General features: G+C 70.4%; 25 protein-coding genes. 1 reads left to right on the top strand and 24 read right to left on the bottom strand.

Translation table 11 applies throughout. From position 1 onward, the window contains the following. Positions 1-8: 8 nt before the first annotated feature. The 22 genes from pstS to infC all read right to left on the bottom strand — a co-directional run bounded on the left by pstS (position 9) and on the right by infC (position 23369). Positions 9-1580, bottom strand: a complete 1572-nt coding sequence (gene pstS, locus BGO15_RS10495) for a phosphate ABC transporter substrate-binding protein PstS (RefSeq protein ID WP_056209316.1) — start codon at positions 1578-1580, stop codon at positions 9-11. Next, positions 1577-2878 (bottom strand): phosphate ABC transporter permease PstA, encoded by a 1302-nt coding sequence (gene pstA / locus BGO15_RS10490; protein ID WP_286748225.1) that lies wholly within the window; start codon positions 2876-2878, stop codon positions 1577-1579. The genes pstS and pstA overlap by 4 nt, the downstream gene beginning before the upstream one ends. A gap of 107 nt (positions 2879-2985) precedes the next feature. After that, positions 2986-3993 carry a phosphate ABC transporter permease subunit PstC gene (gene pstC / locus BGO15_RS10485; protein ID WP_056519474.1) on the bottom strand — a complete coding sequence of 336 codons (1008 nt, stop codon included), beginning with the start codon at positions 3991-3993 and terminating at the stop codon, positions 2986-2988. A gap of 128 nt (positions 3994-4121) precedes the next feature. After that, entirely contained in the window at positions 4122-5765 is a 1644-nt protein-coding gene (locus tag BGO15_RS10480; RefSeq protein ID WP_056209319.1) for a serine/threonine-protein kinase, read from the bottom strand. After that, a complete protein-coding gene (locus BGO15_RS10475; RefSeq protein WP_137877714.1) occupies positions 5762-6196 on the bottom strand; it encodes a hypothetical protein in 435 nt (144 codons plus the stop codon). Before BGO15_RS10475 ends, BGO15_RS10480 begins: the two co-directional genes overlap by 4 nt. Before the next feature lie 176 nt (positions 6197-6372). Then, complete coding sequence (argH, locus tag BGO15_RS10470) at positions 6373-7803, bottom strand: argininosuccinate lyase (RefSeq protein WP_056209325.1); 1431 nt, start codon at positions 7801-7803, stop codon at positions 6373-6375. A gap of 44 nt (positions 7804-7847) precedes the next feature. Beyond that, entirely contained in the window at positions 7848-8771 is a 924-nt protein-coding gene (gene argF, locus BGO15_RS10465; RefSeq protein WP_056209328.1) for an ornithine carbamoyltransferase, read from the bottom strand. Further along, a complete protein-coding gene (locus tag BGO15_RS10460; RefSeq protein ID WP_056209330.1) occupies positions 8768-10000 on the bottom strand; it encodes an acetylornithine transaminase in 1233 nt (410 codons plus the stop codon). The genes argF and BGO15_RS10460 overlap by 4 nt, the downstream gene beginning before the upstream one ends. After that, complete coding sequence (gene argB / locus BGO15_RS10455; RefSeq protein ID WP_045247636.1) at positions 9997-10902, bottom strand: acetylglutamate kinase; 906 nt, start codon at positions 10900-10902, stop codon at positions 9997-9999. Before argB ends, BGO15_RS10460 begins: the two co-directional genes overlap by 4 nt. Then, complete coding sequence (gene argJ / locus BGO15_RS10450; RefSeq protein WP_056519477.1) at positions 10899-12056, bottom strand: bifunctional glutamate N-acetyltransferase/amino-acid acetyltransferase ArgJ; 1158 nt, start codon at positions 12054-12056, stop codon at positions 10899-10901. Before argJ ends, argB begins: the two co-directional genes overlap by 4 nt. Beyond that, complete coding sequence (gene argC, locus BGO15_RS10445) at positions 12053-13096, bottom strand: N-acetyl-gamma-glutamyl-phosphate reductase (protein ID WP_056519479.1); 1044 nt, start codon at positions 13094-13096, stop codon at positions 12053-12055. Before argC ends, argJ begins: the two co-directional genes overlap by 4 nt. A 244-nt stretch (positions 13097-13340) precedes the next feature. Beyond that, entirely contained in the window at positions 13341-14090 is a 750-nt protein-coding gene (locus tag BGO15_RS10440) for a dienelactone hydrolase family protein (RefSeq protein ID WP_056209334.1), read from the bottom strand. Between the two features lie 40 nt (positions 14091-14130). Further along, positions 14131-16638 (bottom strand): phenylalanine--tRNA ligase subunit beta, encoded by a 2508-nt coding sequence (gene pheT / locus BGO15_RS10435; RefSeq protein ID WP_056519484.1) that lies wholly within the window; start codon positions 16636-16638, stop codon positions 14131-14133. After that, positions 16638-17684, bottom strand: coding sequence for a phenylalanine--tRNA ligase subunit alpha (gene pheS / locus BGO15_RS10430; RefSeq protein ID WP_056209559.1), 1047 nt, complete (start codon positions 17682-17684; stop codon positions 16638-16640). The genes pheT and pheS overlap by 1 nt, the downstream gene beginning before the upstream one ends. A 32-nt stretch (positions 17685-17716) precedes the next feature. Further along, positions 17717-18610, bottom strand: coding sequence for an amino acid ABC transporter permease (locus BGO15_RS10425; protein WP_056519487.1), 894 nt, complete (start codon positions 18608-18610; stop codon positions 17717-17719). Then, a complete protein-coding gene (locus BGO15_RS10420) occupies positions 18607-19254 on the bottom strand; it encodes an amino acid ABC transporter permease (RefSeq protein ID WP_056519490.1) in 648 nt (215 codons plus the stop codon). Before BGO15_RS10420 ends, BGO15_RS10425 begins: the two co-directional genes overlap by 4 nt. 58 nt (positions 19255-19312) lie before the next feature. After that, positions 19313-20212, bottom strand: a complete 900-nt coding sequence (locus tag BGO15_RS10415; RefSeq protein ID WP_056209341.1) for a glutamate ABC transporter substrate-binding protein — start codon at positions 20210-20212, stop codon at positions 19313-19315. Between the two features lie 71 nt (positions 20213-20283). Continuing rightward, the gene (locus BGO15_RS10410; RefSeq protein ID WP_056519567.1) at positions 20284-21075 is read right to left on the bottom strand and encodes an amino acid ABC transporter ATP-binding protein; all 792 of its coding nucleotides are present in this window, start codon (positions 21073-21075) and stop codon (positions 20284-20286) included. Positions 21076-21192: 117 nt separating this feature from the next. Further along, on the bottom strand, positions 21193-21993 hold the full coding sequence (locus BGO15_RS10405; RefSeq protein ID WP_045247626.1) for a TrmH family RNA methyltransferase: 801 nt from the start codon (positions 21991-21993) through the stop codon (positions 21193-21195). 90 nt (positions 21994-22083) lie between these two features. Then, positions 22084-22470 (bottom strand): 50S ribosomal protein L20, encoded by a 387-nt coding sequence (gene rplT / locus BGO15_RS10400; RefSeq protein WP_056209345.1) that lies wholly within the window; start codon positions 22468-22470, stop codon positions 22084-22086. 30 nt (positions 22471-22500) lie between these two features. Beyond that, entirely contained in the window at positions 22501-22695 is a 195-nt protein-coding gene (gene rpmI, locus BGO15_RS10395; RefSeq protein ID WP_045247624.1) for a 50S ribosomal protein L35, read from the bottom strand. Positions 22696-22742: 47 nt separating this feature from the next. Then, entirely contained in the window at positions 22743-23369 is a 627-nt protein-coding gene (infC, locus tag BGO15_RS10390) for a translation initiation factor IF-3 (RefSeq protein ID WP_082483203.1), read from the bottom strand. 214 nt (positions 23370-23583) lie between these two features. Between infC and BGO15_RS10385 the strand changes: the two genes are divergently transcribed. Further along, positions 23584-24012, top strand: coding sequence for a DUF1844 domain-containing protein (locus BGO15_RS10385; RefSeq protein WP_056209350.1), 429 nt, complete (start codon positions 23584-23586; stop codon positions 24010-24012). Between the two features lie 57 nt (positions 24013-24069). On the opposite strand, the gene BGO15_RS10380 is transcribed toward BGO15_RS10385, so the two are convergent. Beyond that, positions 24070-24900, bottom strand: a complete 831-nt coding sequence (locus BGO15_RS10380) for an SseB family protein (RefSeq protein ID WP_056209353.1) — start codon at positions 24898-24900, stop codon at positions 24070-24072. Continuing rightward, entirely contained in the window at positions 24884-25630 is a 747-nt protein-coding gene (gene priA / locus BGO15_RS10375; protein ID WP_045247621.1) for a bifunctional 1-(5-phosphoribosyl)-5-((5-phosphoribosylamino)methylideneamino)imidazole-4-carboxamide isomerase/phosphoribosylanthranilate isomerase PriA, read from the bottom strand. The genes BGO15_RS10380 and priA overlap by 17 nt, the downstream gene beginning before the upstream one ends. Positions 25631-25654 lie beyond the last annotated feature (24 nt).

Genomic DNA, 25654 nt, shown 5'->3' with positions numbered 1-25654 from the left:
AGCTCGGGTCAGCGTCGACTGTCGGGTCTGCGTCCGCGTCGGCGAATCAGGGTGGGTGGCAGGATCACGGCGGCGAGAAGCAGCACCCCCGCGGCGAGCATGAGGTACTGCTGGGGCCCCCACCCATCCGATGCGAGCGTGAACGGGGCGGACACAGCAGCCTGCCCGGATGATCCGCCGGCGGACCCCGAGACGATGTTGCCGTTGGCGTCGTACACCGCTGTGCCCGTGCTCGCCCCGTCTGCGGTCGACCCGGTGGAGGTGCCGCCCGAGCCTCCCCCGGAGGAGGATGCGCCGCCGCTGGAGGAGTTGTTCACAGCCCCCGACCCCGTGGCGGCCGTCGACTGCTGCGCGCCACCGGTTCCGCTGGTGCACTGAGTCGGGCCCTGCTTGTCACAGGCGGCGGGCTGGGGTGCCGTCGAGGCCAGCTGGTTGCTCGTCGGTGAGTCGCCCGCCTTGAACGTCGGATTGTTGCAGTTGTTGAAGTCGACGCCGCCGACCGATCCCGGGATCTTGGCGACGACCGCCGATGCCGCCTGCACGAGGTTCATGGGCAGTGGCGAATAGCCGAGCGCGGCTGCCTGCTGCTGACCCTCGCAGATCATGTAGTCGGCGAACTTGCTGAGGGTCTTGCCCTTGTCCGTGGTGAAGACCTTGGTCGGCTGCAACGGCACGATCATGTACGAGTAGCTCGACATGGGGTAGGTTCGCGGGTCGGTGTTGTTGTACACGCCGGTGAGGTTCTGGGTGAGGTCCGGGTTGATCGTCGCCGCGAGCATCGCCACCGCGACAGATTGGTACGTCGGCTCGACGTAGTAGCCCGCCTTGTTGAGGACCTTCGCCACCGGGAATCCGGACTTCATCGCGTACGAATACTCGACGTACGTGATCGCCCCCTCGCCGTAGTCCTGACTCACATACCCCGCGACGCCGAGCGAGCCGTTCTGTCCTTTGAAGGTGGAGTTGACGGCGGGAAACTGCGATCGCATGCCGTACGTCCAGATCGACGAGTACTGGGTCGACATCCACAGCGTGAATTGCGCGCTCGTACCCGAGCCATCCGAGCGGTACACCGGCGTGATCGTCCGGTCGGGCATCGCGAGACCCGGGTTGTCGGCCTGTACTGCGGGATCGTTCCACTTCGTGATCTTGCCCGTGAAGATCTTCGCGATCACCTCACCGGACAACCGGAGATTGGTGACCCGCTTGCCGCCGATCTTGAGGTTGTACATCAGCGACGTGCCGCCGGCGACGATCGGCATGTAGGCGTACGACACGGGCGGGACCTCGGCTGCCGAACCGTCCTCGGGCTTGGACTGGAAGGGGATCTCGGAGATGGCGAAATCGACGGTCTGGTTGATGAAGTCGGTGCGACCGGCGCTGGAGCCGGTTCCCGAGTAGTTCACCGTCATGCCGTAATTGCTCGCCACGTTCTTGCGCCACTGGTCGAGGGCGTTCTGCGACCAGGTGGATCCGGATCCGGAGATCGGCGCGTACGAGTCCGCGGTCGCGGGCGTCGCGATCGTCAGCAGGAGCACGACGGCGGCGAGCGCGGCGGCGAGGCGGGTCCGGACGTTCACGAGGGGTTCTCTTCCGACGGCGGTGTGACGGGTGGGGTGAGGTCGGGCGATGACGGATGCTGCGCGGCATCCGGTTCCGCCCGCCGATCAGCTTCTCGCTGGGCCATTCGCCAGCGGAGATCTGCGGGAGGCTTGCCCTTCGGCTTGCGGGGAGCGCCGGTGGGTGGGGGCGCCTGGGCGAGCGCGATCGCGACCTGCGTGTCCGTGATGCGCTCGAGGTCGCGCGCGGACGCTGCCGCCGCGGCTCGACGCTGACGATCGGACAACTGGCCGGCACCCGATCCGCCGATGAGGCGGGCGACGATGAACAACGTCAGCACCAGGAGCACGAGCACGGCCGCGGCCCCGAATCCGCGGGAGATCATGTTGGGCTCAGGCGACTTGACGAAGTCGAACACCTGGAGCGGAAGCGAGATCATCGGACCCTGGAAGGGATTGAGGTTCATCTCCGCGGTGACGCCTGAGGTGAGGAGCACCGGCGAGGTCTCGCCGATTCCTCGCGCCGTTCCGAGGATCACCGCCGTGACGAGCCCCGAGCGCGACGTGGGCAGAACGACATGCCAGACGGTGCGCCAGCGGTTCGTGCCGAGAGCGTAGGACGCCTCGCGCAGATTGTGGGGCACCAGACGCAGCTGCACATCCGAGGCCCGGATGATGATCGGAAGCATCATGACGCTGATCGCGAGTGTCGCGGCGAAGCCGGATCGCTGGTGGGTGATGAGGGTGACGACGGCCGCGTAGACGAACAGACCCGCCACGATCGACGGAAGCGCCGTCATCGCGTCGGAGATCGTTCGCACGAAACGGGCGAACGGTCCGCCGATCTCGTTGAGGAAGACGGCGGTGGCGATCCCGAGGGGAATCGTGATCACGAGCGCCATGCTGATCTGGATCAGCGTTCCGACGATCGCGTGAGCCACTCCACCGACACTCAGCGGGTCGAGAGGACCGGCGAGCGTCATCGTCTGCACGAAGAAGTTCGGGTTGATCAGCGCCGGGAGACCGCGGATGACCGTATAGCCCAGCACGAAGATCAGTGCGCCGAGGAGAAGGACCCCGGCCGAGTAGAACAGCGTGGTCATGATGCGGTCGGTGACGGCCAGGCGATCGGCGCGCAGGGATGCGAGCACCGCGTAGACCAAGAGGAAGGCGAGGAAGGCGACGACGATCCAGCCGACGTAACCCGTCATGGGCGTCAGCCATCCGAACAGCAGCGTGGCGATCGCGAAACCGGCCGCGGCGGCTCCGAGCACGTTGAACGTGTCGTCGAGAGGGATGCCGCGGAGGTCGCGCTTCACCCCGATCGTCGGGGACTCTCGACGGGGCGTGTGTGTACGCCGAGGCACCGCATCCTCGCCGGACGGGTCCCGCAGCTCGCCCGTCTCCCCGGACTCGATGATCGTCATCAGCTCTCCGCCCCGGATCGACTCCGAGCGACGATCATCGACGCCGTGAAGTTGACGATCAGAGTGAGGATGAACAGCACGAGCCCGGCCGCCATCAAGGCGGACAGCCCGAACTGGGTCGCCTCGCCGTACCGGAGGGCGATCAACGCCGACACCGAATTCGTTCCCGACTTCAGCACCTGCCAGTTGATCGAGAAGATCGGCGAGATGATCATCACCACCGCAATGGTCTCGCCCAGTGCACGCCCCAGTCCGAGCATCGTGCCGCCGATGATGCCGCCGCGCCCGAAGGGCAATACGACCGTGCGGATCATCCCCCACCGGGTCGAACCCAGCGCGAGTGCGCCCTCGCGCTCTCCGAGCGGTGCCTGCGAGAACGACTCGCGCATGATCGAGGTCTGCGTGGGCACGACCATGAGCGCGACCACGATGCCGGCGATGAAGGCCGACGACGTGAACGCACCGGCGTCCGTGATGCTCTGACCCGAATCATCCGTGACGGCGAAGAACGGGATCCACCCGAAGTAGGTGGAGATCCATTGCGCGACCGGGATCACGTTCGACTGCAGGAAGAAGACACCCCAGAGGCCGAAGACGACGCTCGGGACTGCGGCCATCAGGTCGACGAGAGTGATCAGGAATCGCCTCGCCTTCGCCGGCACGATCTCGCTGATGAGAAGTGCCGTTCCCAGAGCAAGCGGTACCGAGATGCACATGGCGATCGTCGCGATAGTGATGGTTCCGAAGAGCACGGCGGCGATACCGAAGGTCTGCGTCTCGGGCGTCCATTCCTGCGTCGTGAGGAAGGAGAAGCCGGCGACACCGAGGGCGTCGCTCGCACGCAGAGAGAGGAACAGCCCCACCGCGAGCATGATCGCGACCGTCGTTCCGCCCGCGGAGTACGACACGGCGCGGAAGACGCGATCTGCGCGCACCGGCTTCGACCGGAGCGAGCGAGGGCGGGCGCCGCCCGCATCGGGCAGCACCTCCGTGAGAGCTTCGCTCATGAGCTGATTCCGTTCTCCGCCATGAAGCGAGCCAATCGGGACACCACGAAGTGTCCGGTCCGATGGTGAACCCGACGTGTACGCGAGATTGAGGACGAATATCGAGCTCGGGTGCGACGAGTTTCCGACTATCGGGTCGGCGTCGGCATGACCGTGGGGGTCGGCGACATCGTCGGGGTCGCCGACGGGGACGCGCTCGGAGTGGGCGGAGCATCGGGCGTCGGGGTCGGCACCGAGGCGGGTGCCACCGTGAGGGAGACCGCCGTGCCGAGCGGAACACTGCCCTGTGGCGCGTAGACGATGACCAGGTCGCCGGGGGACCCGCCGGACACGACGGCGCTCGGGAACCCGGCCGCGGTGAGGCGCGCGCCGGCGGTCGACGCATCGAGTCCGCGAACATCGGGCACCAGGTTGTTCCCGGATGCGACGCGCAGATCGATGGACACGCCGGCCACCACACGCGCGCCTGGCGCCGCGACGGAGGCGACGACCGTGTCGGCGGCGGCGGCGGCATCCACCAGATCGACGCGACCGACATGGAGTCCCGCCCGTTCGAGACCGGCGATCGCATCGGCCCGCGACAGCCCCACCACGTCGGGCACGGTCACCGTCACGACAGCAGGGCTGGTGGAGGGGGTGGGAGACACCGGCGGCGTCGAGGCGAGGGCGGCGGGCGATCCCCAGGCGGTCGGGGTGGCTGCCGCCGACAGCCCGACGATCGCGGCCCCGGTGACCAGAATCCCGGCGATCACCGCTGCCGCCGCTCCCCTGCGCCGCCAACGGGGGGAGACCGCCGTCCCTCCTCGGCGCGACGCGGACGGCGGTGGGAGGAGAGCGGTAGCCCCGACCGGCTCATCGCGGGTCGCGCGAGACGGTCGGCGTGGAGCGGGGGCCGGCGAGCCGGCGCCGCGTCCGACGCCGCGCAGCGCCGATCGCATGGCGGATGGGGCGTAGCGCGTGTCCGGCTGCTTCGCGAGGGCGCGCACGAGGATGCGTTCCAGGGTCGGATCCGCTCCGGGCAGCGCGTCGCCCAGTCGCGGCGGCGGCAGCGCACGGTGCGCGAACGAGACCGCGTCGCGATCACCGGCGAACGGCGGCCCCCCGGTCAGCGCGAACCAGAGCACGGCCCCGATCTGATACACATCACTCGCCTCGGTGACGGATGCGCCGGTCAGGTGCTCGGGCGACGCATAGGGCACGTTCGCCACCACGCCGGCGCCGGGCGCACTCAGGAGGGGATCGGCGCCGTGGGTCGATCGTCCGGAGACATCGGCGAGGCCGAAGTCGAGGAGTCGCACCGATTCGCGACGCACTCCGCCGTCGTCGAATGCCATGTCGACCATCACGTTGCTGGGGCTGATGTCCCGATGGACCACGCCGGCATCGTGCGCGGCGGCCACGACGCTCAAGAGCGCATCGGCCAACAGAACCGTGTCGGCGGCGCGCAAGGGGCCGTGAGTGCGCACGTGCTGCGCGAGCGTCACTCCGGGAACGAGCTCCATGGCGATCCATGCCACCGGCACATCACCACTCCGATCGACACCCCACTCGATCGCGGTGACGATCGCGGGATGCGGGATGGCAGAGGATGCAGCGACCTCTTCGAAGAACGCATCGCAGGCGGCGTTGTCCTTCGCGAGGTGGGAGTGGAGGAGCTTCAGCGCGACGACGCGGTCGGTCTGCTCGTCGTGAGCCTCGTAGACCGTCGCGGTGCCTCCGCTCCCCAGGGTCGTACCGATCCGGTATCGACCGCCCACGACCGACGCGGTCACGTCGCAGGCTCTCCCTCGGGCGGCACCTGCCCCGTACTCAGCATGTCGGCCCCCGCGCCGAGAATCGCGAGCGAGCGCACCGCGAGCGCACCTGCGTTGCGGGCTGTCACACGATTCTCGTACGCGCGCGAACCCACCAGGACGATGTCGTCGTCCAGCACCGCGAACCAGCGACTGGTGCGCGTCTGATGCTGCCGGGCGGCATGAACGATCAGCTCGGTCGCCCGTCGCGCGAGTGTCGCCGCATCGAACCCTGCAGCACGGTCGCTGGGATGCAGGCGGCTCCCGCGCGCGATCTCGCGATGATTCTCGCTGACCAGTCGCCAGCCCACCACGGACCCTGCCCGGCCGCGATCAGGCGGCGGCGTGACCAGCGCGCTCGTGCCGCTCTCGACGATGAGCTGCGTCGCGCGCAGCCACTCCTGCGCCACACGATCCTGCGTGCTCGCGAACCTGACGTAGTGCACCTGCGCAGCCACCTGGCACCCTCCTGTGAGTTGCGCCAGATGCAGCTGGACACGTCCGGGATCGTGCCGCCTCGTCACGACCGTCGCGCGAACGAAAGGTGAACGACGGGCGTCGGTATCGCAGAGGAGGCGTGAACCCCTCAGCCCGCGAGAGCCGCGGCCGCCGCCTGTGCCGCCGCGATCAGCGCCGTACGCTGCTCAGCGACCCGCACGGGCGCGGTGCCGCCGACGCCATCGCGTGACGCGACCGATCCCTCGATCGTGAGCACCTCGCGCACGGCGGGGGTGAGCAGCGGTGAGATCTTCGTGAGCAGGGCGTCGGAGGCATCCTCGAGTCCGATCCCTGCGGACTCGCACGCCCGCACGAGCGCACCCGAGATCTCGTGCGCGTCACGGAAGGGCACACCCGCGCGTACGAGCCAGTCGGCGACATCGGTGGCGAGCGAGAACCCCTGCGGCGCGAGCTCGGCCATGCGCGCCGTGTCGAAGCGCAGGGTGGCGACCATGCCGGTGAACGCCGGCAGCACGACCTCGAGGGTGGCGACCGAGTCGAACACCGGCTCCTTGTCCTCCTGCAGGTCGCGGTTGTAGGCGAGCGGCAGCGCCTTGAGGGTGGCGAGGAGCCCCGACACGTTGCCGATGAGGCGGCCCGCCTTGCCGCGCGCGAGCTCGGCGATGTCGGGGTTCTTCTTCTGCGGCATGATGCTCGACCCGGTCGAATACGCGTCGTCGAGGGTCACGAAGGAGAACTCGCGGGTGTTCCAGAGGATGATCTCCTCGGCGAACCGCGACAGGTCGATGCCGATGAGCGCGGCGATGAACGCGAACTCGGCGACCACGTCCCGCGAGGCGGTGCCGTCGATGGAGTTCTGGGCGGGCTCGGCGAGCCCGAGCTCGCGCGCGACGAGCGCGGGGTCGAGACCGAGCGTGGACCCGGCGAGCGCACCGCCGCCGTACGGCGACACACGGGCGCGCACCGCCCAGTCGCGCAGCCGCTCAAGGTCGCGCGTGAGCGCCCAGCCGTGCGCCTGCAGGTGGTGCGCGAGCAGCACGGGTTGCGCGTGCTGAAGGTGCGTGCGACCGGGGAGGATCGCCGTCTCGTGCGCCTCGGCCTGGGCGACGAGCGCGTCGATGAGCGCACGCACCTCACGCGCGATGACCGCGGCGTGATCGAGCAGGTAGAGGCGCACCAGGGTTGCGATCTGATCGTTGCGGCTGCGGCCGGCGCGGAGTTTGCCGCCGAGCTCGGCGCCGACCTCGGCGATCAGCGCCTGCTCGAGCGCGCCGTGCACGTCCTCGTCCGAGGGCTGGGCGACGAGCTCCCCCGACGTCACGGCCGCGAGGAGCCGGTCGAGGCCCGCGTGCATGCGCGCCGCCTCGTCGGCGCTCAGGTAGCCCGCCGCGGTCAGCGCGGTGGCGTGCGCGTGCGAGCCGGCGATGTCGTACGGAGCGAGCACCCAGTCGAAGTGCGTCGAGCGGCTCAGGGCCTGCAGCTCGGGCGACGGCCCGCCGGCGAAGCGGGCGCCCCAGAGAGCACCCTCATTGGTTCCGTGCGCGGACTCAGCGGTCACAGGTTCGACCCTTTCGTGCGGGATGGACGAGCGGATGCCGCGGCTCACTGCTGGCGCAGCAGCCACACCAGCAGGGCCTTCTGGGCGTGCAGGCGGTTCTCCGCCTCATCCCAGACGACGCTCTGCGGGCCGTCGATGACCTCGGCGTCGACCTCGTAGCCGCGGTCGGCAGGCAGGCAGTGGATGAAGATCGCGTCGGACGCGGCGAGCGACATCGTCTCGTTCGTCACCTTGTACGCGCCGAGGTCGCGCAGGCGCGCGAGCTTCTCCTCCTCCTTGCCCATCGACACCCAGGTGTCGGTGACGACCACGTCGGCGCCGGCGGCGGCCTCGAGCGGGTCGGTGTAGAGCGTCACCGAGCCTCCGGTCTCCTTCGCGCGCTGGTCGGCGTCGTCGATCACGTCGTCGCGGGGCGCGTAGGTGTCGGGCGAGGCGACGCGCACGTGCATTCCGGCGGTGACCCCCGCCAGCACGTACGAGTGGGCCATGTTGCTGCGCCCGTCCCCGAAGAACGCGAGGGTGAGCCCGGCGAGCTCGCCCTTGTGCTCCTTGATGGTGAGGAGGTCGGCGAGAAGCTGACACGGGTGGAAGTCGTCGGAGAGCGCGTTGACCACGGGCACGCGGGTGCCGCGGGCCATCTCCTCGAGCCCGGCCTGGGCGTAGGTGCGCCACACGATGGCCGCGACCTGGCGCTCGAGCACCCGGGCGGTGTCGGCGGGGGTCTCCTTGCCGCCGAGCTGGCTGTTGGCGGTCGAGATGATGAGCGGCGAGCCGCCGAGGTCGGCGATGCCCACCGCGAACGACACGCGGGTGCGCGTCGACGACTTGTCGAAGATCACGGCGACCGTCTGAGGACCGGCGAGCGGCTTCTGCGCCCACCGGTCGCGCTTGAGCTCGACGGCGAGATCGAGGATCTCGGCCTGCTCGACCGCTGTCAGGTCGTCGTCGCGGAGCAGATGGCGGGTCATGCGGACACCTCCGGGGAGAGAACGACGGATGCCGCGACCTCGGCGAGTGCGGCGGCGAACCGCTCGCGGAACTCGTCGATCTCGACATCGCCGATGATGAGGGGCGGCGCCAGCCGCACCGTGCTGTCGTTGGCCGCGTTCACGATGAGGCCGTGCCGCTGCGCGGCGGCGGTGACCTCGTTCGCGACGGGGTCGGTGAGGGCGACGCCGATGAGCAGCCCCTGACCGCGCGTGCCGGTGACGAGCGGCGAGCCGATCGCCTCGACGGCGGCGCGCACCTGAGCGCCCCGCAGGGTCGCCGCCTCGACGAGGCCGGCGCGCTCGATCTCGTGGAGCACCGCGACCGAGACGGCGGTCGCCAGCGCGTTGCCGCCGAACGTCGATCCGTGGGTGCCGGGGTAGAACAGCTCGCTGGCCGTCGGGAACGTGATCAGCGCGCCGATCGGGAAGCCGCCGCCGATGCCCTTGGCGACAGTGATCGCATCGGGCACGATGCCCTCGTGCTGGAAGCCGAACCAGGCACCGGTGCGGCCGGCGCCGGTCTGGATCTCGTCGATGATGAGCAGCGCGCCATGGCGTGCTGTGATCGCCCGTGCCGCGGCGAGGTACCCCTCGGGCAGCGGCACGACGCCCGCCTCGCCCTTGATCGGCTCGACGAACAGGGCGGCCACCGTGTCGTCGACGGCGGCCTCGAGGGCCTCGATCGTCGACGGCAGGAACTCCACGCCCGGCACCATCGGCTCGAACGGCGCGCGCATTCCCGGCTTTCCGGTGAGCGCCAGCGTGCCCATCGTGCGGCCGTGGAACGCACTCTCGAGCGCGAGGATGCGCGGCCGCGCGCTGCCGCCGTGGAGACGGGCCAGCTTGAACGCGGCCTCGTTGGCCTCCGCCCCCGAGTTGCCGAAGTACACGCGGCCGGCGGGGCCGGTACCGGCGAGCCGCTTCAGCAGCGCCGCGAGCTCGAGCTGCGGCGGCGTGGCGAAGTAGTTCGACACGTGGGCGAGGGTCTGCGCCTGCCGGGTCACCGCGTCGACGAACACCGGGTGGGCGTGCCCGAGGGCGTCCACAGCGATGCCGGCGAGGAAGTCGAGCAGGCGGGTGCCCGCGGCATCCCAGACGTAGGCGCCCTCGCCACGGGTCAGCAGGGCCAGGCGGTCGCCGGAGTTGCGCACCAGGTCACGCCCGGCGGCCTCCTGCCAGATCTCGGTCTGCGCGTCTGCGTCGCTCATTTCGCCACCACTTCCGTTCCGATGCCCTTCTGAGTGAAGATCTCGACGAGCACCGAGTGCGGCACCCGTCCGTCGATGATCGCCGCCGTCTCCACGCCGCCTTCGATCGCGTCGAGGCACGCCCGCATCTTCGGGATCATCCCCGACTCGAGCGACGGCAGCATGGTGCGCAGCTCCTCGGCCGTGAGGCTCGAGACGAGCGACTCCCGGTTCGGCCAGTCGGCGTAGAGCCCCGGCACGTCCGTGAGGATGACCAGCTTGGATGCCCCGAGGGCCACCGCCAGTGCGGCGGCCGCGGCATCCGCGTTCACGTTCAGCGACTGCCCGGGGTGGTCGAGGTCCGGGGCGATCGAGGAGACGACCGGGATGCGGCCCGCCGTCACGTGGTCGAGCACCGGCTGCGGGTCGACCTCGACGATGTCGCCCACCCGGCCGAGGTCGTGCTCGACCCCGTCGACGAGCACGCCGCGACGGCGCCCGCCGAACAGGCCCGCGTCCTCGCCCGACAGACCCGCGGCGACCGGGCCGTGGGCGTTGATCTTGGCGACCAGCTGCGGGTTCACCTGACCGGTGAGCACCATTCGCACCACCGAGATCGCCTCGGTGGAGGTCACCCGGTAGCCGCCCTTGAACTCGGTCGGGATCGCGAGCCGGTCGAGCATGTCGGAGATCTGGGGACCGCCGCCGTGCACGACGACCGGCTTGACCCCGACGTAGCGGAGGTAGGCCATGTCGGCGGCGAAGGCGTCCTGCAGCTCCTCGGAGACCATCGCGTTGCCGCCGTACTTGACGACGACGATCTGGTCGCGGAAGCGACGCAGCCAGGGCAGCGACTCGATGAGGGTCGCCGCCTTCGCGGAGGCCTCGGTCGGGTCGGTGTCTTGCAGGGCGGGATCGGTCATGAGGCGTACGCGCTGTTCTCGTGGACGTAGTCGTGGGTGAGGTCGTTGGTGAGGATCGTCGCCTCGGCGGTGCCGACCTTCAGGTCGATGAGCAGGTCGGTGGCGCGCGGGGCGAGGTCGACCTCCTCGCGGGGACGGTCGGGTCCGCCCTGGCTGCACACGCGCACGCCGTTCATCCACACGTCGACGTCGTACGGGTCGAACGCGGCCGCGGTGGTGCCGATGGCGGCGAGCACACGCCCCCAGTTCGGGTCGTTGCCGAAGATCGCGGCCTTGAACAGGTTGTTGCGCGCGACGGAGCGCCCGACCTCGACCGCGTCGGTCTCGCTCTCGGCGCCGACCACGCGGATCGTGATGTCGTGGCTCGCGCCCTCGGCGTCGCCCTGCAGCTGCCGGGCGAGGTCCTGGCAGAGGTCGGCGAGCACGGCGGCGAACACGTCGAGATCGGGATGGATGCCGGTGGCCCCGTTCGCGAGCAGGGTGACCTGGTCGTTCGTCGACATGCACCCGTCGGAGTCGAGCCGGTCGAAGCTCGTGCCGGTCGCGCGGCGCAGGGCCGCATCCGCCTCGGCGCTCGTGAGCTCGGCGTCGGTCGTGATGACGACCAGCATCGTCGCGAGGCCGGGCGCCAGCATCCCGGCGCCCTTCGCCATACCGCCGATGGTCCACCCGTCGTGGGTGCGCACCGCGCGCTTGGGCCGGGAGTCGGTGGTCATGATCGCGAGGGATGCCGCCTCTCCCCCGTCGTCCGACAGCGCCGCCACGCCCTCCTCGACGCCCGCGAGAACCTTGGCCCGGAAGACCTCGTCGCCCGTGCCGATGAGGCCCGTGGAGCACACGACGACGTCGCCGGCGCTCACCCCGAGGAGCTCGGCGGCCTTCTCGGCGGTCTGATGGGTCGTCTGGAAGCCGAACGATCCGGTGAAGCAGTTCGCCCCGCCGGAGTTCAGCACGACCGCCTCGATGACGCCGTCCGCGACGACCTGCTGCGACCAGATGATCGGGTTCGCCTTGGCCCGGTTGCTCGTGAACACGGCGGCGCCCACCTTGCGTGGGCCGCGGTTGACGACCAGCGCGACGTCGGGCTTGCCGGTCGACTTCAATCCGACGGCGACGCCGGCGGCGGCGAATCCCTGGGCGGCGGTGACGCTCACGGGGCGACTCCGTTCACGGTGAGGGCGCGGTCCTCGGGGAGGCCGAGCGCGATGTTCATGGACTGGATGGCGGCACCGGCGGTGCCCTTGGCGAGGTTGTCGACCGCGGCGGTGACGACCACGCGGTTCGCGTCGCGGTCGATCGCGAGGGACAGCAGCGCCGTGTTCGCCCCGAGCACGTCGGCGGTGCGCGGCAGCACCCCCTCGGGCAGCAGCTGCACGAAGGTCTCCCCCGCGTAGGCGCTCTCCCACGCGTCGCGCAGCTGCGCATCCGTCACGCCCGCCCGGATGGGGGCCGTCGAGGTCGCGAGGATGCCGCGGGCCATCGGGACGAGCACGGGCGTGAACGAGATGCGCACGTCGTCGGCGCCGGCCCCGCGCAGCGCCTGCTGGATCTCGGGGATGTGCCGGTGCGTGCCGCCCACGGCATACGGATTCGCGGTGCCGAGGATCTCGCTCGCGAGCAGGTTCGTCTTCAGGCTCTTGCCCGCGCCCGACGGCCCGACCGCGAGCACGCTGACGAGGTCGGTGGCGTCGATGACGCCCGCCGCGACGCCGGGCGCGAGGCTGAGGCTGACGGTCGACGCGTTGCAGCCGGGGGCCGCGATCCGGGTCGCGCCCACGAGGTTCGCACGCTGCTTCCCGGTCGCCACGGCGAGCTCCGGCACGCCGTAGGCCCACGGCTCGTGGAAGTCGCCGCCGTAGAACCGGGCCCACGCGGCCGGATCGGTGAGCCGGTGATCGGCACCCGCGTCGATGACGAGCGCGGAGTCCTTCAGCGCGTCGGTGTACTGACCCGACTGCCCGTGCGGCAGCGCGAGGAAGACGACGTCATGGCCGGCGAGGATGTCGGGCGTCGTGTCCTCGAGGGTGAGGTGCGCGAGGGAGCGCAGGTGCGGCTGGTGCGCGATGAGCGGCTGGCCGGCGTTCGCGTGCGCGGTGACGGTCGTGATCTCGACATCGGGATGGGCTGCGAGGATGCGCAGCAGTTCACCGCCCGCATAACCGGAAGCGCCGGAGACGGCGACCGAGAGCGTCATGGATTCCACCTTAGTTTCTGGGAGGGATGCCGCTCATGCACAGAGCACGCGCGGCGAGGGCCGAACGCGGCGACACCCGCGACGGCTCCCGGAAACGGGGGACGCAGGGGTCGCCTAGAGTCGGCGGCCGCCGCGGCGTCGGCACGCGCCACCGAGGCTCACGGGGAGCACTGCGAGGTGGAGGGACGCCGACGGCATGCCGCGAGGGTATCGGGATGCCGCATCCCCCCGCAAATCCGGGCCGTCACCCGGCGTCGAGGTGGGCGTCGAGGAAGGCCTGCACCCGCGCCCAGGCGTCGGCCGCCGAGGCTGCGTGGTAGCGGCGGCCCTCGTCGTTGAAGAACGCGTGCGCGGCATCCGGGTAGACGACCGTCTCGAGGGCGACACCCGCCTCGCGAGCCGTCTGCTCGACTGCCGGGAGCGCCTCGATGAGCGACGGATCGTGCTGTCCGTAGAGCGCGAGCACCGGCGCCGTGATGCGCCCGAGCTGCTCGGCGCCCGGCGCGGAGCCGTAGAACGGCAGCGCCGCGCGCACGCGCGGGTCGGCGGCGGCGAGGAGGAACGCGAAGGTGCCGCCGAAGCAGAAGCCGATGACCCCGATGCGTCCGTCGACGCCGGGTTCCGTGGCGACGAGGTCGACGACGCCGGTGAGGGCCCCGACCGCCCACCCGGCGTACTCGGGAGCCCGGGCCCCGGTGATCGCGTCGCGCATGCGGGGCTGGGCGGCGACCCGCGCCTCCTCGTCGTCGCTGTTCATGATCGCGAACAGCTCGGCGCCGATCGAGGGCTCGATGCCGCCACGGCTCAGGATGTCGGGGGCGGCGGCGAGGTAGCCGAGGGCGGCGAACCGGTCGGCGACGTCGCGGATGTGGTCGACGAGCCCCCAGATCTCGTGGATCACGATGACCGCTCCGCGCACGGGCCCGTCGGGCCGCGCCAGGTACACGTCGATCGCGGGGCCGTCGGGGGTCGGGATGCTGCGCGTCTCGGTCATGCCGCCACGCTACGCCCGCGCGCTATGCACGGCGTGCACGTCACTCCCGCAGGGTCGCGCCGAACCGCTCGGTCGCCACGGCCACGCCCGCGAGCTTCGCCTCCGTCGCCTCGGCCGCGGTGAGCGTGCGGTCGGGGGCGCGGAAGCGCAGCGCGAAGGTGAGGCTCTTGGTGCCCTCGGGGAGACCCTGCCCGCGGTAGTCGTCGACGAGACGCAGCGACTCGAGCAGGTCGCCCGCACCGGCCACGAGCGCGGCGGCGAGGTCGGCGGCGGCGAGGTCGGCGTCGACGATGAGCGAGACATCCTGCGTCGCCGCCGGGTAGCCCGAGAGCGACGGGGCGACGGTGCGGGTTCCGGCGGCGGCGACAAGGGCGTCGAGATCGAGCTCGGCGACCGTGACGCGGCCGGGCAGGTCGGCGTCGGCCGACACCTGCGGCAGCAGCTCGCCGACGTAGCCGATCTCCACGCCGTCGACCGACAGCACGCCGGCACGCCCCGGGTGCAGCGCCGCGCGCTGCGCCTGGGCGACGTCGATCGTGACGCCGGCAGCGGATGCCGCGACCCGCACCGCGTCGAGCACCTCGGGGAGTCCGGCCGCCTCGGCCGACCGGCCCGGCTGCTTGGGCGCGACGTGACCGGTGACGAGCACGGCGAGGTGGCGACGCTGCGGTGGGATGCCCGCGTCGAGCGCCGCGAGCGTCGCGGCGTCGGGACGTGCGGCGGCGGGCGGCACGTCGGCCGTGCCGTAGACGACGCCCGGCTCCGGGAGGAACACCGCGCCGGTCTCGAACAGCGACAGGTCGCCGAGGCCGCGCGCCGCGTTGCGGTGCGCGACGACGAGCAGTCCCGGCACGAGGCTGCGCCGCAGCGCCGGTGCGAGTCCGTCGAGCGGGTTGGCGAGCAGCACGCTCGGCACCGCCTCGCCGTCGGCGGAGCCGTGCAGCGTGTTCGCGTCGACCGTGGTGAACGGGAACGACGGCGTCTCGACGAAGCCGGCGGCGGCGAGCGCGTTCGACACGCGACGGCGGGCCGCCTGCGCAACGGTCCAGCCGCGACCGGTCGGAGCGACGGGGAGCACCGCGGGGATGCGGTCGTAGCCCTCGATGCGGGCGACCTCCTCGGCGAGCGTCCACTTGTCGGTGAGGTCGGGGCGCCACGTCGGCGCGATGACCAGCCTGTCGTCGCCCTGGTCAAGCACGGTGGCGCCGATCTTCTCGAGCGCGCCCGTGATCTGGTCGTCGGTGTAGTCGACCCCGATGAGCGCGGAGATGAATCCGTCCGGCAGCAGGATGCCGTCGCGCTGGTGTGCGGACTCGACCCTCGCGAGGCCGCCCTCGACCGCGCGCGTGCCGCCGGCGAGCTTCTCGAGCAGCTCGACGACGCGCTCGGCGGCGACCGACGCGACGTTCGGGTCGACGCCGCGCTCGAAGCGCCGAGACGCCTCGCTCGGCAGCTTGTGGCGACGCGCGCTGCGGGCGATCGTGACCGGGTCGAACGTCGCCGCCTCGACCAGCACGTTGCGGGTCGTCTCGCTCATCTCGGTGCTCGCGCCGCCCATGACGCCTGCGAGACCGATGGGGCCCGAGGCATCCGTGATCAGCAGGTCTTCGACATGCAGGTCGCGTACCTTGCCGTCGAGGGTCTCGAGCGTCTCGCCCGGCGCCGCCCGGCGCACGGTGATGCCGCCGGAGAGCTTGTCGAGGTCGTAGCCGTGCACGGGGTTGCCGAGCTCGAGCATGACGTAGTTGGTGATGTCGACGAGCACCGAGATCGAGCGGATGCCGGCCAGCGCGAGCCGGGCCACCATCCACGGGGGCGTCGGCCGCGACGGATCGACGCCGCGCACGACGCGTGCCGCGAACTGCGACGCACCGACGCGCCCGCGGATGGGTGCGGCATCCTCGATCGCGATCTCGACGCCCGCACCCGGGTCGACCCACCGCCCCTCGCGCGCGGGGTCGCGGAAGGCCGCACCGGTCGCGTGCGAATACTCGCGTGCGGCGCCGCGCAGCGACAGCGCATACCCGCGGTCGGGGGTCACGTTGATCTCCACGGCGACGTCGTCGAGACCGAGCAGGGCGATCGCATCGGTGCCGACCTCGGGGTCGAGGCCGAGCTCGGTGAGCCGCAGGATGCCGGAGTGGTCCTCGCCGAGGCCGAGCTCGCGCGCCGAGGCGATCATGCCGTCGGAGACGTGGCCGTAGGTCTTGCGGGCGGCGATCGGGAAGGGCCCCGGCAGAACTGCGCCGGGCAGCGTCACCACGACCTTGTCGCCCGCGAAGAAGTTGCCGGCGCCGCACACGATGCCGCGCACGCCGCCGTTCGCCTCGCCGACGTCGACCTGGCACCAGCGGATCGTCTTGCCGTTGGACTGCGGCTCGGGCTCGAACGAGACCACCTGGCCGACGACGACCGGACCGGTCACGTCGAAGGAGTGCACGTCCTCCTCTTCGAAGCCGACGCTCACGAACGAGGCGAGCACGTCCTCCGGGGTCGCGTCCGCAGGGACGTCCACATATTCACGCAGCCACGACAGCGGAATGCGCATCACACCACCATCCCGAACTGCTCGCTGAAGCGCACATCACCCTCGGCCATGTCGCGCATGTCCTGCACGTCGCTGCGGAACATGAGGGTGCGCTCGACCCCCATGCCGAACGCGAAGCCCGAGTACACCTCGGGGTCGAGGCCCGCCGCGCGCAGCACGTTGGGGTTGACCATGCCGCAGCCGCCCCACTCGATCCAGCGGGCGCCGCCCTTGAAGGTCGGATGCCACAGGTCGAGCTCGGCACTCGGCTCGGTGAACGGGAAGAAGTTCGCGCGGAAGCGCGTCTTCGCCTCGGCGCCGAACAGCTGCTTGGCGACGTGGTCGAGGGTGCCCTTCAGGTGCGCCATCGTGATGCCCTTGTCGACCACGAGTCCCTCGAACTGCGTGAAGACCGGCAGGTGCGTGGCGTCGAACTCATCGGTGCGGTACACGCGGCCGGGCGAGATGACGTAGATGGGCACATCACGCGAGAGCATGGTGCGCATCTGCACCGGGCTCGTCTGGGTGCGCAGCACCAGGTGGCGATCCACCGGGTCGACGTAGAAGGTGTCCTGCATCTGGCGCGCCGGGTGGTCGGGGTCGACGTTCAGCGCGTCGAAGTTGAACCACTCGTGCTCGAGCTCGGGACCCTCCGCGATCTCCCACCCCATGCCGACGAAGATGTCGCCGATCTGCTCCTGCAGGAGGGTCAGCGGATGCCGCGCCCCCACGCGCGTGCGCTGCGGCACGGCGGTGATGTCGACGCGCTCGCCCTCGAGCTTGGCGGCGAGCTCCGCTTCGGCGAGCGCGGTCTCGCGGGCGGCGAGCGCCTGCGTGACCTGCCCGCGGGCCTGGCCGACGAGCTTGCCGAACTCCGCCTTGCGGTCCGCGGGCACGTCGCGCATGCGCGCGTTCAGGCGCGCCAGCGGCGAGCCCTCCGCGACGTGCGCCTGTCGCGCCGCCTTCAGTTCGGCGGAATCGGATGCCGCGGCGATCGCCGCGACCGCGGCCTCGGCCGCAGCCGTCACCGCCTCGGGCGTGATCTCGTTCTCGGGTGCGTCGGACACGGGAATCGAGTCTACCGAGCGCCCAGGCTGTCTCAGGGCGCGGGCGGGGCGCCTTCGGCGCGCGGGGCGGCGAGGGACTCCGTGGTCGTCGCGGGGGCCGCGGCATCCGTGCCCGTCGCTCGCGGCGACCGGCGGGTGCGGCGCTCGACGACGTACGCGACGTAGGAGAGCGCCAGGCACAGGGCGACGTAGATCGCGCCGGCGATCAGCGCCGAGGGGATCAGCGGCGAGCCGAACTGCGGATTCGAGCCCAGCAGACGCGCGTAGTAGAGCAGCTCGGGGTAGGTGATGATGAAGCCGAGCGCGGTGTCCTTGAGCGTGACGACCAGCTGCGCGATGATCACCGGCAGCATCGCGCGCAGCGCCTGGGGCAGCAGGATCAGGCGGAGCACCCCAGCCTTGCGCAGCCCGATGGCGTATCCCGCCTCCTTCTGACCGCGCGGCAGCGCCTCGACACCCGCGCGGATCACCTCGGAGAGCACGGAGCCGTTGTAGGCGATCAACGCGATCACCACCGCTCCGTAGCTCGGCAGCCGCAGCCCGAGCACGGGGAGCCCGTAGTAGAGCAGCAGCATGAAGACGAGCACCGGGATGGCGCGCAGCACCTCGACGACCGCGGTGACCGGGATGCGCACCCACGCGTGGTCGGAAAGACGCCCGATCGCGAGCACGAAGCCGAGCACGACCGAGCCGAGCGCGGCCGCGGCGAACGCCGACAGCGTCGCGATGGTGGCCTGTCCGAACTGCTCCCACACCCGGCTGTAGGTGAACAGCTCCCACTTCCGGGCAGAGAACTGACCGGTCTCGGCGAGACGCCAGATCGTCCAGGCGACGCCCGCGGCGACGACGAGCACGGTGACGACGCCGAGGATCCGGTTGCGCAGTCGCGCCCGAGGGCCGGGCACGTCGTAGAGGACGGAACTCATCGGGCCACCTTCCAGCGACGTTCGAGCACGCGCTGCAGCCACGCCAGCAGCAGCACGAGCACCACGAACACGACCATCACCCAGAGGATCGTGACGAGCTGGTTCTCCCCCAGCTCGCTCATGTTCGCGCGGATGTTGCCGAGGTTGACGACCGAGAAGCCGCTCGCCACGGTCGTGTTCTTCAGCAGGGCGATGAGCACGCTCATCATCGGCGGGATGACCGATCGGGTCGCCTGCGGCAGCACGACGTAGCCCATCACCTGCCCGAAACCCATCCCGAGGGCGCGCGCGGCCTCGGCTTGCCCGACCGGCACGGTGTTGATGCCCGAGCGCACGGTCTCGGCGACGTAGGTGGCCGTATAGATCCCGAGGGCGGTCGTCGCGAGCAGCACGAAGTCGGCACGGCCGGGCACGAGGAGCGGGACACAGAACGCGAAGAAGAACATCACGAGTGTGAGCGGGGTGTTGCGGATCCAGTTGACGTACACCGCGCCGACCGCGCGCGCGATCGGCACCGGGGAGACGCGCATGGCACCGACGATGAGCCCGAGGAGGAGGGCGATCGCGCCGCCGCCGAGGAACAGCACCAGAGTGCCGCGCAGTGCCTCACCCCACAGATCGGGGTAGTCGGTGAGGATGTTCACCGTCGTCGTCCTTTCGGAGGGAGCCGGGGCGGCCGCTGCGCGGCCACCCCGGCGATGATCACGAGACGGGATCGACGGCAGGCTGGGTGGCCTGCACGCCGGACGCGCCGAGGTTCTTCTCGAAGATCGCGGTCCAGGTCGACCCTCCGTCGGTGAACATCGTGTTGATGAATGCCGCGAAAGCGGTGTCGTCCTTCGCGAGCCCGACACCGTAGCGCTCGGTCGAGAACGGCTCCCCGACGACCTTCAGGTTGTCGGGGTCGGCCGCCGCGTACCCGATGAGAATGGCCTCATCGGTCGTCACCGCATCGGCCTGGCCGCTGATGAGGTTCTGGACGCACTCGGAGTAGCCGCTGAACTCGACCGTCTTCGCATCGGGGTGCTCGTCCTTGATGCGCTGGATCGATGTGGATCCGGTCGCCGAACAGACCGTCTTGCCGGCGAGCGCGTCGACGCCCGTGATCGAGTCGTCGGCCTTGCGCACGAGCAGTCCCTGGCCGGTCACGAAGTAGGGACCTGCGAAGTCGATCTGCTCCTTGCGACGATCGGTGATCGAGTAGGTCCCGACGTAGTAGTCGATCTGCCCGTTCTCGATGGCCTGCTCACGGTTCGCGGAGGCGATCGCGGTGTACTCGATCTTGCTCTCGTCGTAGCCGAGCGACGCCGCGATCCACCGGGCGATGTCGATGTCGAAGCCCGACCTCTCACCCGTGGTCGGGTCGAGGTAGCCGAGACCCGGCTGGTCCTCCTTGACGCCGATCTTGACGACGCCGGCGGCCGAGATCTTCTCGAAGGTCGGGCTGCCGGCGATCTCGACATTGCTCGCGACCTCGAACAGCGGCGCGGCCGAGGCATCCGCGCTTCCCGAGGCACCCGGGGTGCCGCTGTTGCACGCGGTGAGCGCGAGCGCCGCGACCGCGAGTCCCGCAGCCGCTCCCATCATTCGTCTGATGCGCATGTGAATCTCTCCTGTTTCGTATCTCTTCTTCTTCGTCCGGCGCCGGGGACGGGCGCGCGGGTCTGGGGGCGTCAGTGGGTGATGAGCTTGGAGAGGAAGTCCTTCGCTCGGTCGCTGGCGGGGTTCGTGAAGAACGCGTCCGGAGTCGCCTGCTCGACGATCTGGCCGTCGGCCATGAACACGACCCGGTCGGCGGCCTTGCGCGCGAAGCCCATCTCGTGGGTGACGACGATCATGGTCATCCCTTCGTGCGCGAGCGAGGTCATCACGTCGAGCACCTCGGTGATCATCTCGGGGTCGAGGGCGCTCGTGGGCTCGTCGAAGAGCATCACCTTGGGGGCCATCGCGAGCGCCCGGGCGATGGCGACACGCTGCTGCTGTCCGCCGGAGAGCTGCGCCGGCAGCTTGTCGGCCTGCGCCCCGACGCCGACGCGGTCGAGAAGTCGACGACCGGATGCCTCCGCCTCCGCCTTCTTCTGCTTCTTGACCTTGATCGGTCCGAGGGTGACGTTCTCGAGGATCGTGAGATGGGAGAACAGGTTGAACGACTGGAACACCATGCCGACGTCGGCACGGAGCGCCGCCAGCGCCCTCCCCTCGCTCGGAAGCGCCACGCCGTCGATCGCGATCGTTCCCGAGGTGATGGTCTCGAGCCGGTTGATCGTGCGGCAGAGCGTCGACTTCCCCGATCCGGAGGGGCCGATCACCACGACCACCTCGCCTCGGTTGACCGTCAGGTCGATGTCCTTGAGGGCGTGGAAATCGCCGTAGTGCTTCTGCACGCGCTCGACGACGACCAGCGGATCGCCGCGTCGCACGCTGATGTTCGATGTCGCCGGGCCGGGGGAATCCTGGGAAGACATGATGTCCACTCTATGAACGGGATGTGGACGATCGCGACCCGTGGCGGATTCTCCCAGGGGGATGTAACCTCCGCGGAACCTGCCTCGGCCGGCTTCCGCGACACGGCATCCGGCCGGTCAGCCGCGCTGGGCGAACGCCGATTCGTAGAGGCAGACGCTCGCCGCAGTTGCGAGGTTCAACGACTCGGCCTGCCCGTAGATCGGCAGGCGCAGCGCGGCATCCACCCACTCGAGCGCCTCATCGGGCAGCCCGTGCGCCTCGTTTCCGAACACCCAGGCGGTCGGGCCGTCGAGTTCCCCGGCTCGCCGCGCGTCGAGCAGATCGTCGCCCTTGACGTCGGCGGCGACGACGCGCAGTCCTGCCGCGCGTGCCGCGTCGATCACGTCTTCCAGTGACTCGACGCGCGCCACCGGCACGTGGAACAGAGACCCGGTCGTCGACCGCACGACCTTCGGGTTGTAGGGATCCACCGTGCGCCCGGTCAGAACCACCGCATCGGCGCCGACGGCGTCGGCCGCGCGGATGATCGTGCCGAGATTGCCCGGATCGCGGATCTCTTCGCAGATCGCGAGCAGTCGCGGTGCACGGGCGAGAACGTCGTCGATGGATGCCTCGTCCTGGCGGGCGACAGCGATGATGCCCTGAGGAGTGACGGTGTCAGCCATCGCCTCGATCACCGCGTCGGACGCGAGCTCTACGCGGAGCCCCGCGCGCGATGCCGCCTCGCGGAGGTCGGCGTGGCGATCCCAGGCGGCGGGCGTCGCATAGAGCTCGACCAGGCCGTCGGCACGGAAGGCGAGCGCCTCGCGCACGGCCTGCGGACCCTCGAGGAGGTACAGGCCGGTCTCGTCGCGCGCCGCCCGTTTGGCGAGCTTCGCGACCGCTCGGGCGCGCGGCGATCGGGGATTCTCGAGCACGCGGCCAGTCTAGAGCGGTGGGGTGCCTCGCCCGGGAACGACGAACGGGGCGCCCTCCCGAAGGAGGACGCCCCGTGCAGCGTGTGACGCTTAGGCCGAGACCTTGGGCGCGTTCACGTCGGCCGGAAGGGCGGCCTTCGCCGTCGCGACCAGCGACGCGAACGTCGCGGGCTCGTTCACCGCGAGGTCGGCCAGGATACGGCGGTCGACCTGCACACCCGCGAGGCCGAGGCCCTGGATGAAGCGGTTGTAGGTGATGCCGTTCTGACGGGCAGCGGCGTTGATGCGCTGGATCCACAGACGGCGGAAGTCGCCCTTGCGCTTGCGACGGTCGCGGTACGCGTAGACGAGCGAGTGGGTGACCTGCTCCTTCGCCTTGCGGTAGAGGCGCGACCGCTGGCCACGGTAACCCGAGGCGCGATCGAGGATGGTACGACGCTTCTTCTGGGCGTTGACGGCCCGCTTGACTCTAGCCATTTCTTGTCTTCCTCACGTGGGTCGGCGCGCTCAGCGGCCGAGGAGCTTCTTCGCGACCTTGGCGTCGCCCGGGGCGAGCACCTGCTCCTGCGACAGACGGCGGGTGCGCTTGGTGGGCTTGCCCTCGAAGTTGTGGCGCAGGTTGGCCTGCTGCTTCATGAGCTTGCCGGTGCCGGTGATCTTGAAGCGCTTCTTGGCACCCGAGTGGGTCTTCTGCTTCGGCATGTCGGTTTCCTTCTGTGTTGTGTCCCGCGGACGGGAATCGTGGCGCCCTACTCGGCCGGAACCGGAGCGGGCTGCTCGTCAGTGGGGGTGTCGCCGCGGGCGGCCGAACGGGCGGCCTCCTTGTTCGCGGCACGCTGGGCGTTCTGCTCCGCCTTCGCCTCGGACTTGTTCTTGTGAGGCGCGATCACCATGACCATGTTGCGACCGTCGATCGTGGGGTTCGATTCGACGGTGCCGAACTCGGAGACATCCTCGGCGAACTTGCGAAGCAGGCGCACACCCAGTTCCGGACGCGACTGCTCGCGACCGCGGAACAGGATCATCGCCTTCACCTTGTCACCCGACTTGAGGAATCCCTCGGCGCGCTTGAGCTTGGTGGTGTAGTCGTGAGCCTCGATCTTGAGGCGGAACCGCACCTCCTTCAAGACCGTGTTCGCCTGATTGCGCCGGGCCTCCTTGGCCTTCTGCGCGGCCTCGTACTTGAACTTGCCGTAGTCCATGATCTTGACGACGGGCGGCTTCGAGTTGGGGGCCACCTCGACCAGGTCGAGGTCTGCCTCCTGGGCCAGACGCTGCGCAACCTCGATACGGACGACGCCTACCTGCTCGCCGTTCGGACCCACGAGGCGGACCTCGGGGACGCGGATGCGCTCATTGGTGCGGGGATCGCTGATGCGGAACTCCTCTTACGTAGCGGGTGCCACCGCGACGCGGGTGCGAAGCGGGCGGAAGATTCGCACACTCCACCCACGCGACGTCACGACGTTCGCGCCCGCACGCGCCACAAGGCCGCCACCGGAGAACCGGAGCTGTGCGTTCGACCCGGTAACCTTGGGCGGCAAGCGCGGGTGGGATGTGATCCACTTTCGATCCGAAGCAGACGCTCGGATGCCCGCACAGTCTAGCAGAGAGAACGACGTGCACACGAGCCCCGACGACAACGCCTTCACCGACGACGAGCGCCACGCTCGCTGGGAGGAGCAGGAGCGCGCCGCGTCGAGCGCCGTGCGCGACATCGCCGACGTGGCCGCGGTCGAGATCATCACCACGACCGCCGTGCACCTCATGAGCGCGGCCGCCGTCAAGGTCGGCCTCGCCGACGACCCGGAGTCGCAGACCGACCTCGACGAGGCCCGCAAGCTCATCAACGCCCTGGCCGGCCTCCTCACCGCCGCCGCCCCCGAGGTCAGCGACATGCACGCGCGGTCACTCCGCGACGGCCTGCGCTCCCTGCAGCTCGCCTTTCGCGAGGCATCCGTCGTTCCCGACCCGATCGGCAAGGGACCCGGCGAGAAGTGGACCGGCCCGGTCACCTGACCCCGCCCCGGCGCGCACTCGTCCGGTCGCGATGGCAGAGCGGCGGCGCGACGCAGCTCAGCGCGCGCGGTGCAACTTGACCGACAGCGAGTCGACCAGGGTCGCCACCGCGTCATCGGCGGCCCACCGGCGGGCGAGTCGCGCGAGCACGGCGTCGAGCTCCTGCTGATCGAGGCCCGCCGCGAGATTCAGGTGCACGACGAGTTCGGAGCCCAGACCCCGCGCGCGCGGATCCCCGGGAGCCACCTGCAGATCGAGCACCGCGAGCTCGTGCGCGATGCTGCGCTGAAGGCCCAGGAACACCGCCGGCGAGGCGAAGGACGGCTCCCATTCCTCACCCTTGGCGATCGCCCACACGGCGGGGCGCCGCAGCACGAACTCTGTGTCCGAGCCCGGGTCGATCACGATCAGGTCGGTGTCGTCGTTCGCGGCCGCGAGCGCCGTGCGCACGCCGTCGGCGGGCACCGGGCGAGCCGCGGCATCCCAGGCGCTCATGGTCGCCACCGATGTGAACACCGGCAGCACGCGTCGCCCGTCGGGCGCAGCCACCGTGACGATCGACAGCTCCTGCGTCTTGTCGACGACAAGGCCGGTCGGGCCCACACCCTCGTCTCCCTTCTCGGCGATGAGCGGGATCAGCAGGCGCGCCGTGCGGTACGCGGTCGCGACGGCGACCTGATCGCCCTCGCCGGCATGGAAGGCCTCCAGCGCCGCCCGCAGAGCGGGGTCGGCCGAGCCGTCGTCGCCCGCGTGCGGGTTCGGCTCGAAGCTGCGACCCGCCCACGGAGTGCCCGCCGAATCGGTCAGGTGAGGATCGTGCGCCGAGCCGTGGTCGTGGCCGCAGGCCTCGCCCTGACCGGGATGCCGCGACTCAGGCTCCGGCGACATCCAGCGCCTCGCGCAGGGTGAACGCCCCCGAATAGAGCGCCTTGCCGACGATCGCGCCCTCGACACCGTGCGGCACGAGCTCGCGCAGCGCCGCGATGTCGTCGAGGCTCGAGATGCCGCCGGACGCGATGACCGGCTTCGGCGTGCGGTCGGCGACGGTGCGCAGCAGGTCGAGGTTCGGGCCGCGCAGCGTGCCGTCCTTGGTGACGTCGGTGACGACGTACCGCGTGCAGCCAGCCTCCTCCAGCCGGTCGAGCACGGCCCACAGGTCGCCGCCGTCGCGCGTCCAGCCGCGGGCGGCGAGGGTCGTTCCGCGCACGTCGAGGCCGACGGCGACCGCGTCACCGTAGCGGCCGATGACATCTGCCGCCCACTCCGGGTTCTCCAGGGCCGCGGTGCCGAGGTTGATGCGCGCCGCGCCCGACTCGAGAGCCGCCTCGAGCGAGGCGTCGTCGCGGATGCCGCCGGAGACCTCGACGTTTACACCCTTGACGTGCGTGATGACCTTGCGCAGCAGGGCCGCGTTGCTGCCCCGACCGAACGCCGCGTCGAGGTCGACGAGGTGGATCCACTGCGCACCCTGGCGGGCCCACTCGAGGGCGGCCTCGACGGGGTCGCCGTAGCTCGTCTCGCTGCCGGCCTCCCCCTGGGTGAGGCGCACGGCCTTGCCGTCGGCCACGTCGACCGCGGGAAGGAGGATCAGTTCGGGCGTGGAAGCGAAGTCGTTCATGGGTCCTCGGGTGAAGCGAACAGG

Origin of the sequence: Microbacterium sp. 71-23, assembly GCF_001897265.1 — a bacterium.
GTDB lineage: Bacteria > Actinomycetota > Actinomycetes > Actinomycetales > Microbacteriaceae > Microbacterium > Microbacterium ginsengisoli.
Note: the sequence above shows the minus strand (reverse complement) of the source record. Positions and strands in the feature narration are given on the sequence as shown.

Excerpts from the sequence above, each read along its gene's own strand:
- argC (WP_056519479.1), bottom strand. The coding sequence starts at position 13,096 with ATGACGCTCTCGGTCGCCGTCTCCGGCGCTTCCGGTTATGCGGGCGGT.
- rpmI (WP_045247624.1), bottom strand. The coding sequence starts at position 22,695 with ATGCCGAAGCAGAAGACCCACTCGGGTGCCAAGAAGCGCTTCAAGATC.
- BGO15_RS10385 (WP_056209350.1), top strand. The coding sequence starts at position 23,584 with ATGCCCGCACAGTCTAGCAGAGAGAACGACGTGCACACGAGCCCCGAC.
- argB (WP_045247636.1), bottom strand. The coding sequence starts at position 10,902 with ATGACCGATCCCGCCCTGCAAGACACCGACCCGACCGAGGCCTCCGCG.
- BGO15_RS10380 (WP_056209353.1), bottom strand. The coding sequence starts at position 24,900 with ATGTCGCCGGAGCCTGAGTCGCGGCATCCCGGTCAGGGCGAGGCCTGC.
- BGO15_RS10425 (WP_056519487.1), bottom strand. The coding sequence starts at position 18,610 with ATGAGTTCCGTCCTCTACGACGTGCCCGGCCCTCGGGCGCGACTGCGC.
- pstC (WP_056519474.1), bottom strand. The coding sequence starts at position 3,993 with ATGAGCGAAGCTCTCACGGAGGTGCTGCCCGATGCGGGCGGCGCCCGC.
- priA (WP_045247621.1), bottom strand. The coding sequence starts at position 25,630 with ATGAACGACTTCGCTTCCACGCCCGAACTGATCCTCCTTCCCGCGGTC.
- BGO15_RS10410 (WP_056519567.1), bottom strand. The coding sequence starts at position 21,075 with ATGTCTTCCCAGGATTCCCCCGGCCCGGCGACATCGAACATCAGCGTG.
- pheT (WP_056519484.1), bottom strand. The coding sequence starts at position 16,638 with ATGCGCATTCCGCTGTCGTGGCTGCGTGAATATGTGGACGTCCCTGCG.
- BGO15_RS10415 (WP_056209341.1), bottom strand. The coding sequence starts at position 20,212 with ATGCGCATCAGACGAATGATGGGAGCGGCTGCGGGACTCGCGGTCGCG.
- rplT (WP_056209345.1), bottom strand. The coding sequence starts at position 22,470 with ATGGCTAGAGTCAAGCGGGCCGTCAACGCCCAGAAGAAGCGTCGTACC.
- argF (WP_056209328.1), bottom strand. The coding sequence starts at position 8,771 with ATGACCCGCCATCTGCTCCGCGACGACGACCTGACAGCGGTCGAGCAG.
- BGO15_RS10460 (WP_056209330.1), bottom strand. The coding sequence starts at position 10,000 with ATGAGCGACGCAGACGCGCAGACCGAGATCTGGCAGGAGGCCGCCGGG.
- BGO15_RS10440 (WP_056209334.1), bottom strand. The coding sequence starts at position 14,090 with ATGACCGAGACGCGCAGCATCCCGACCCCCGACGGCCCCGCGATCGAC.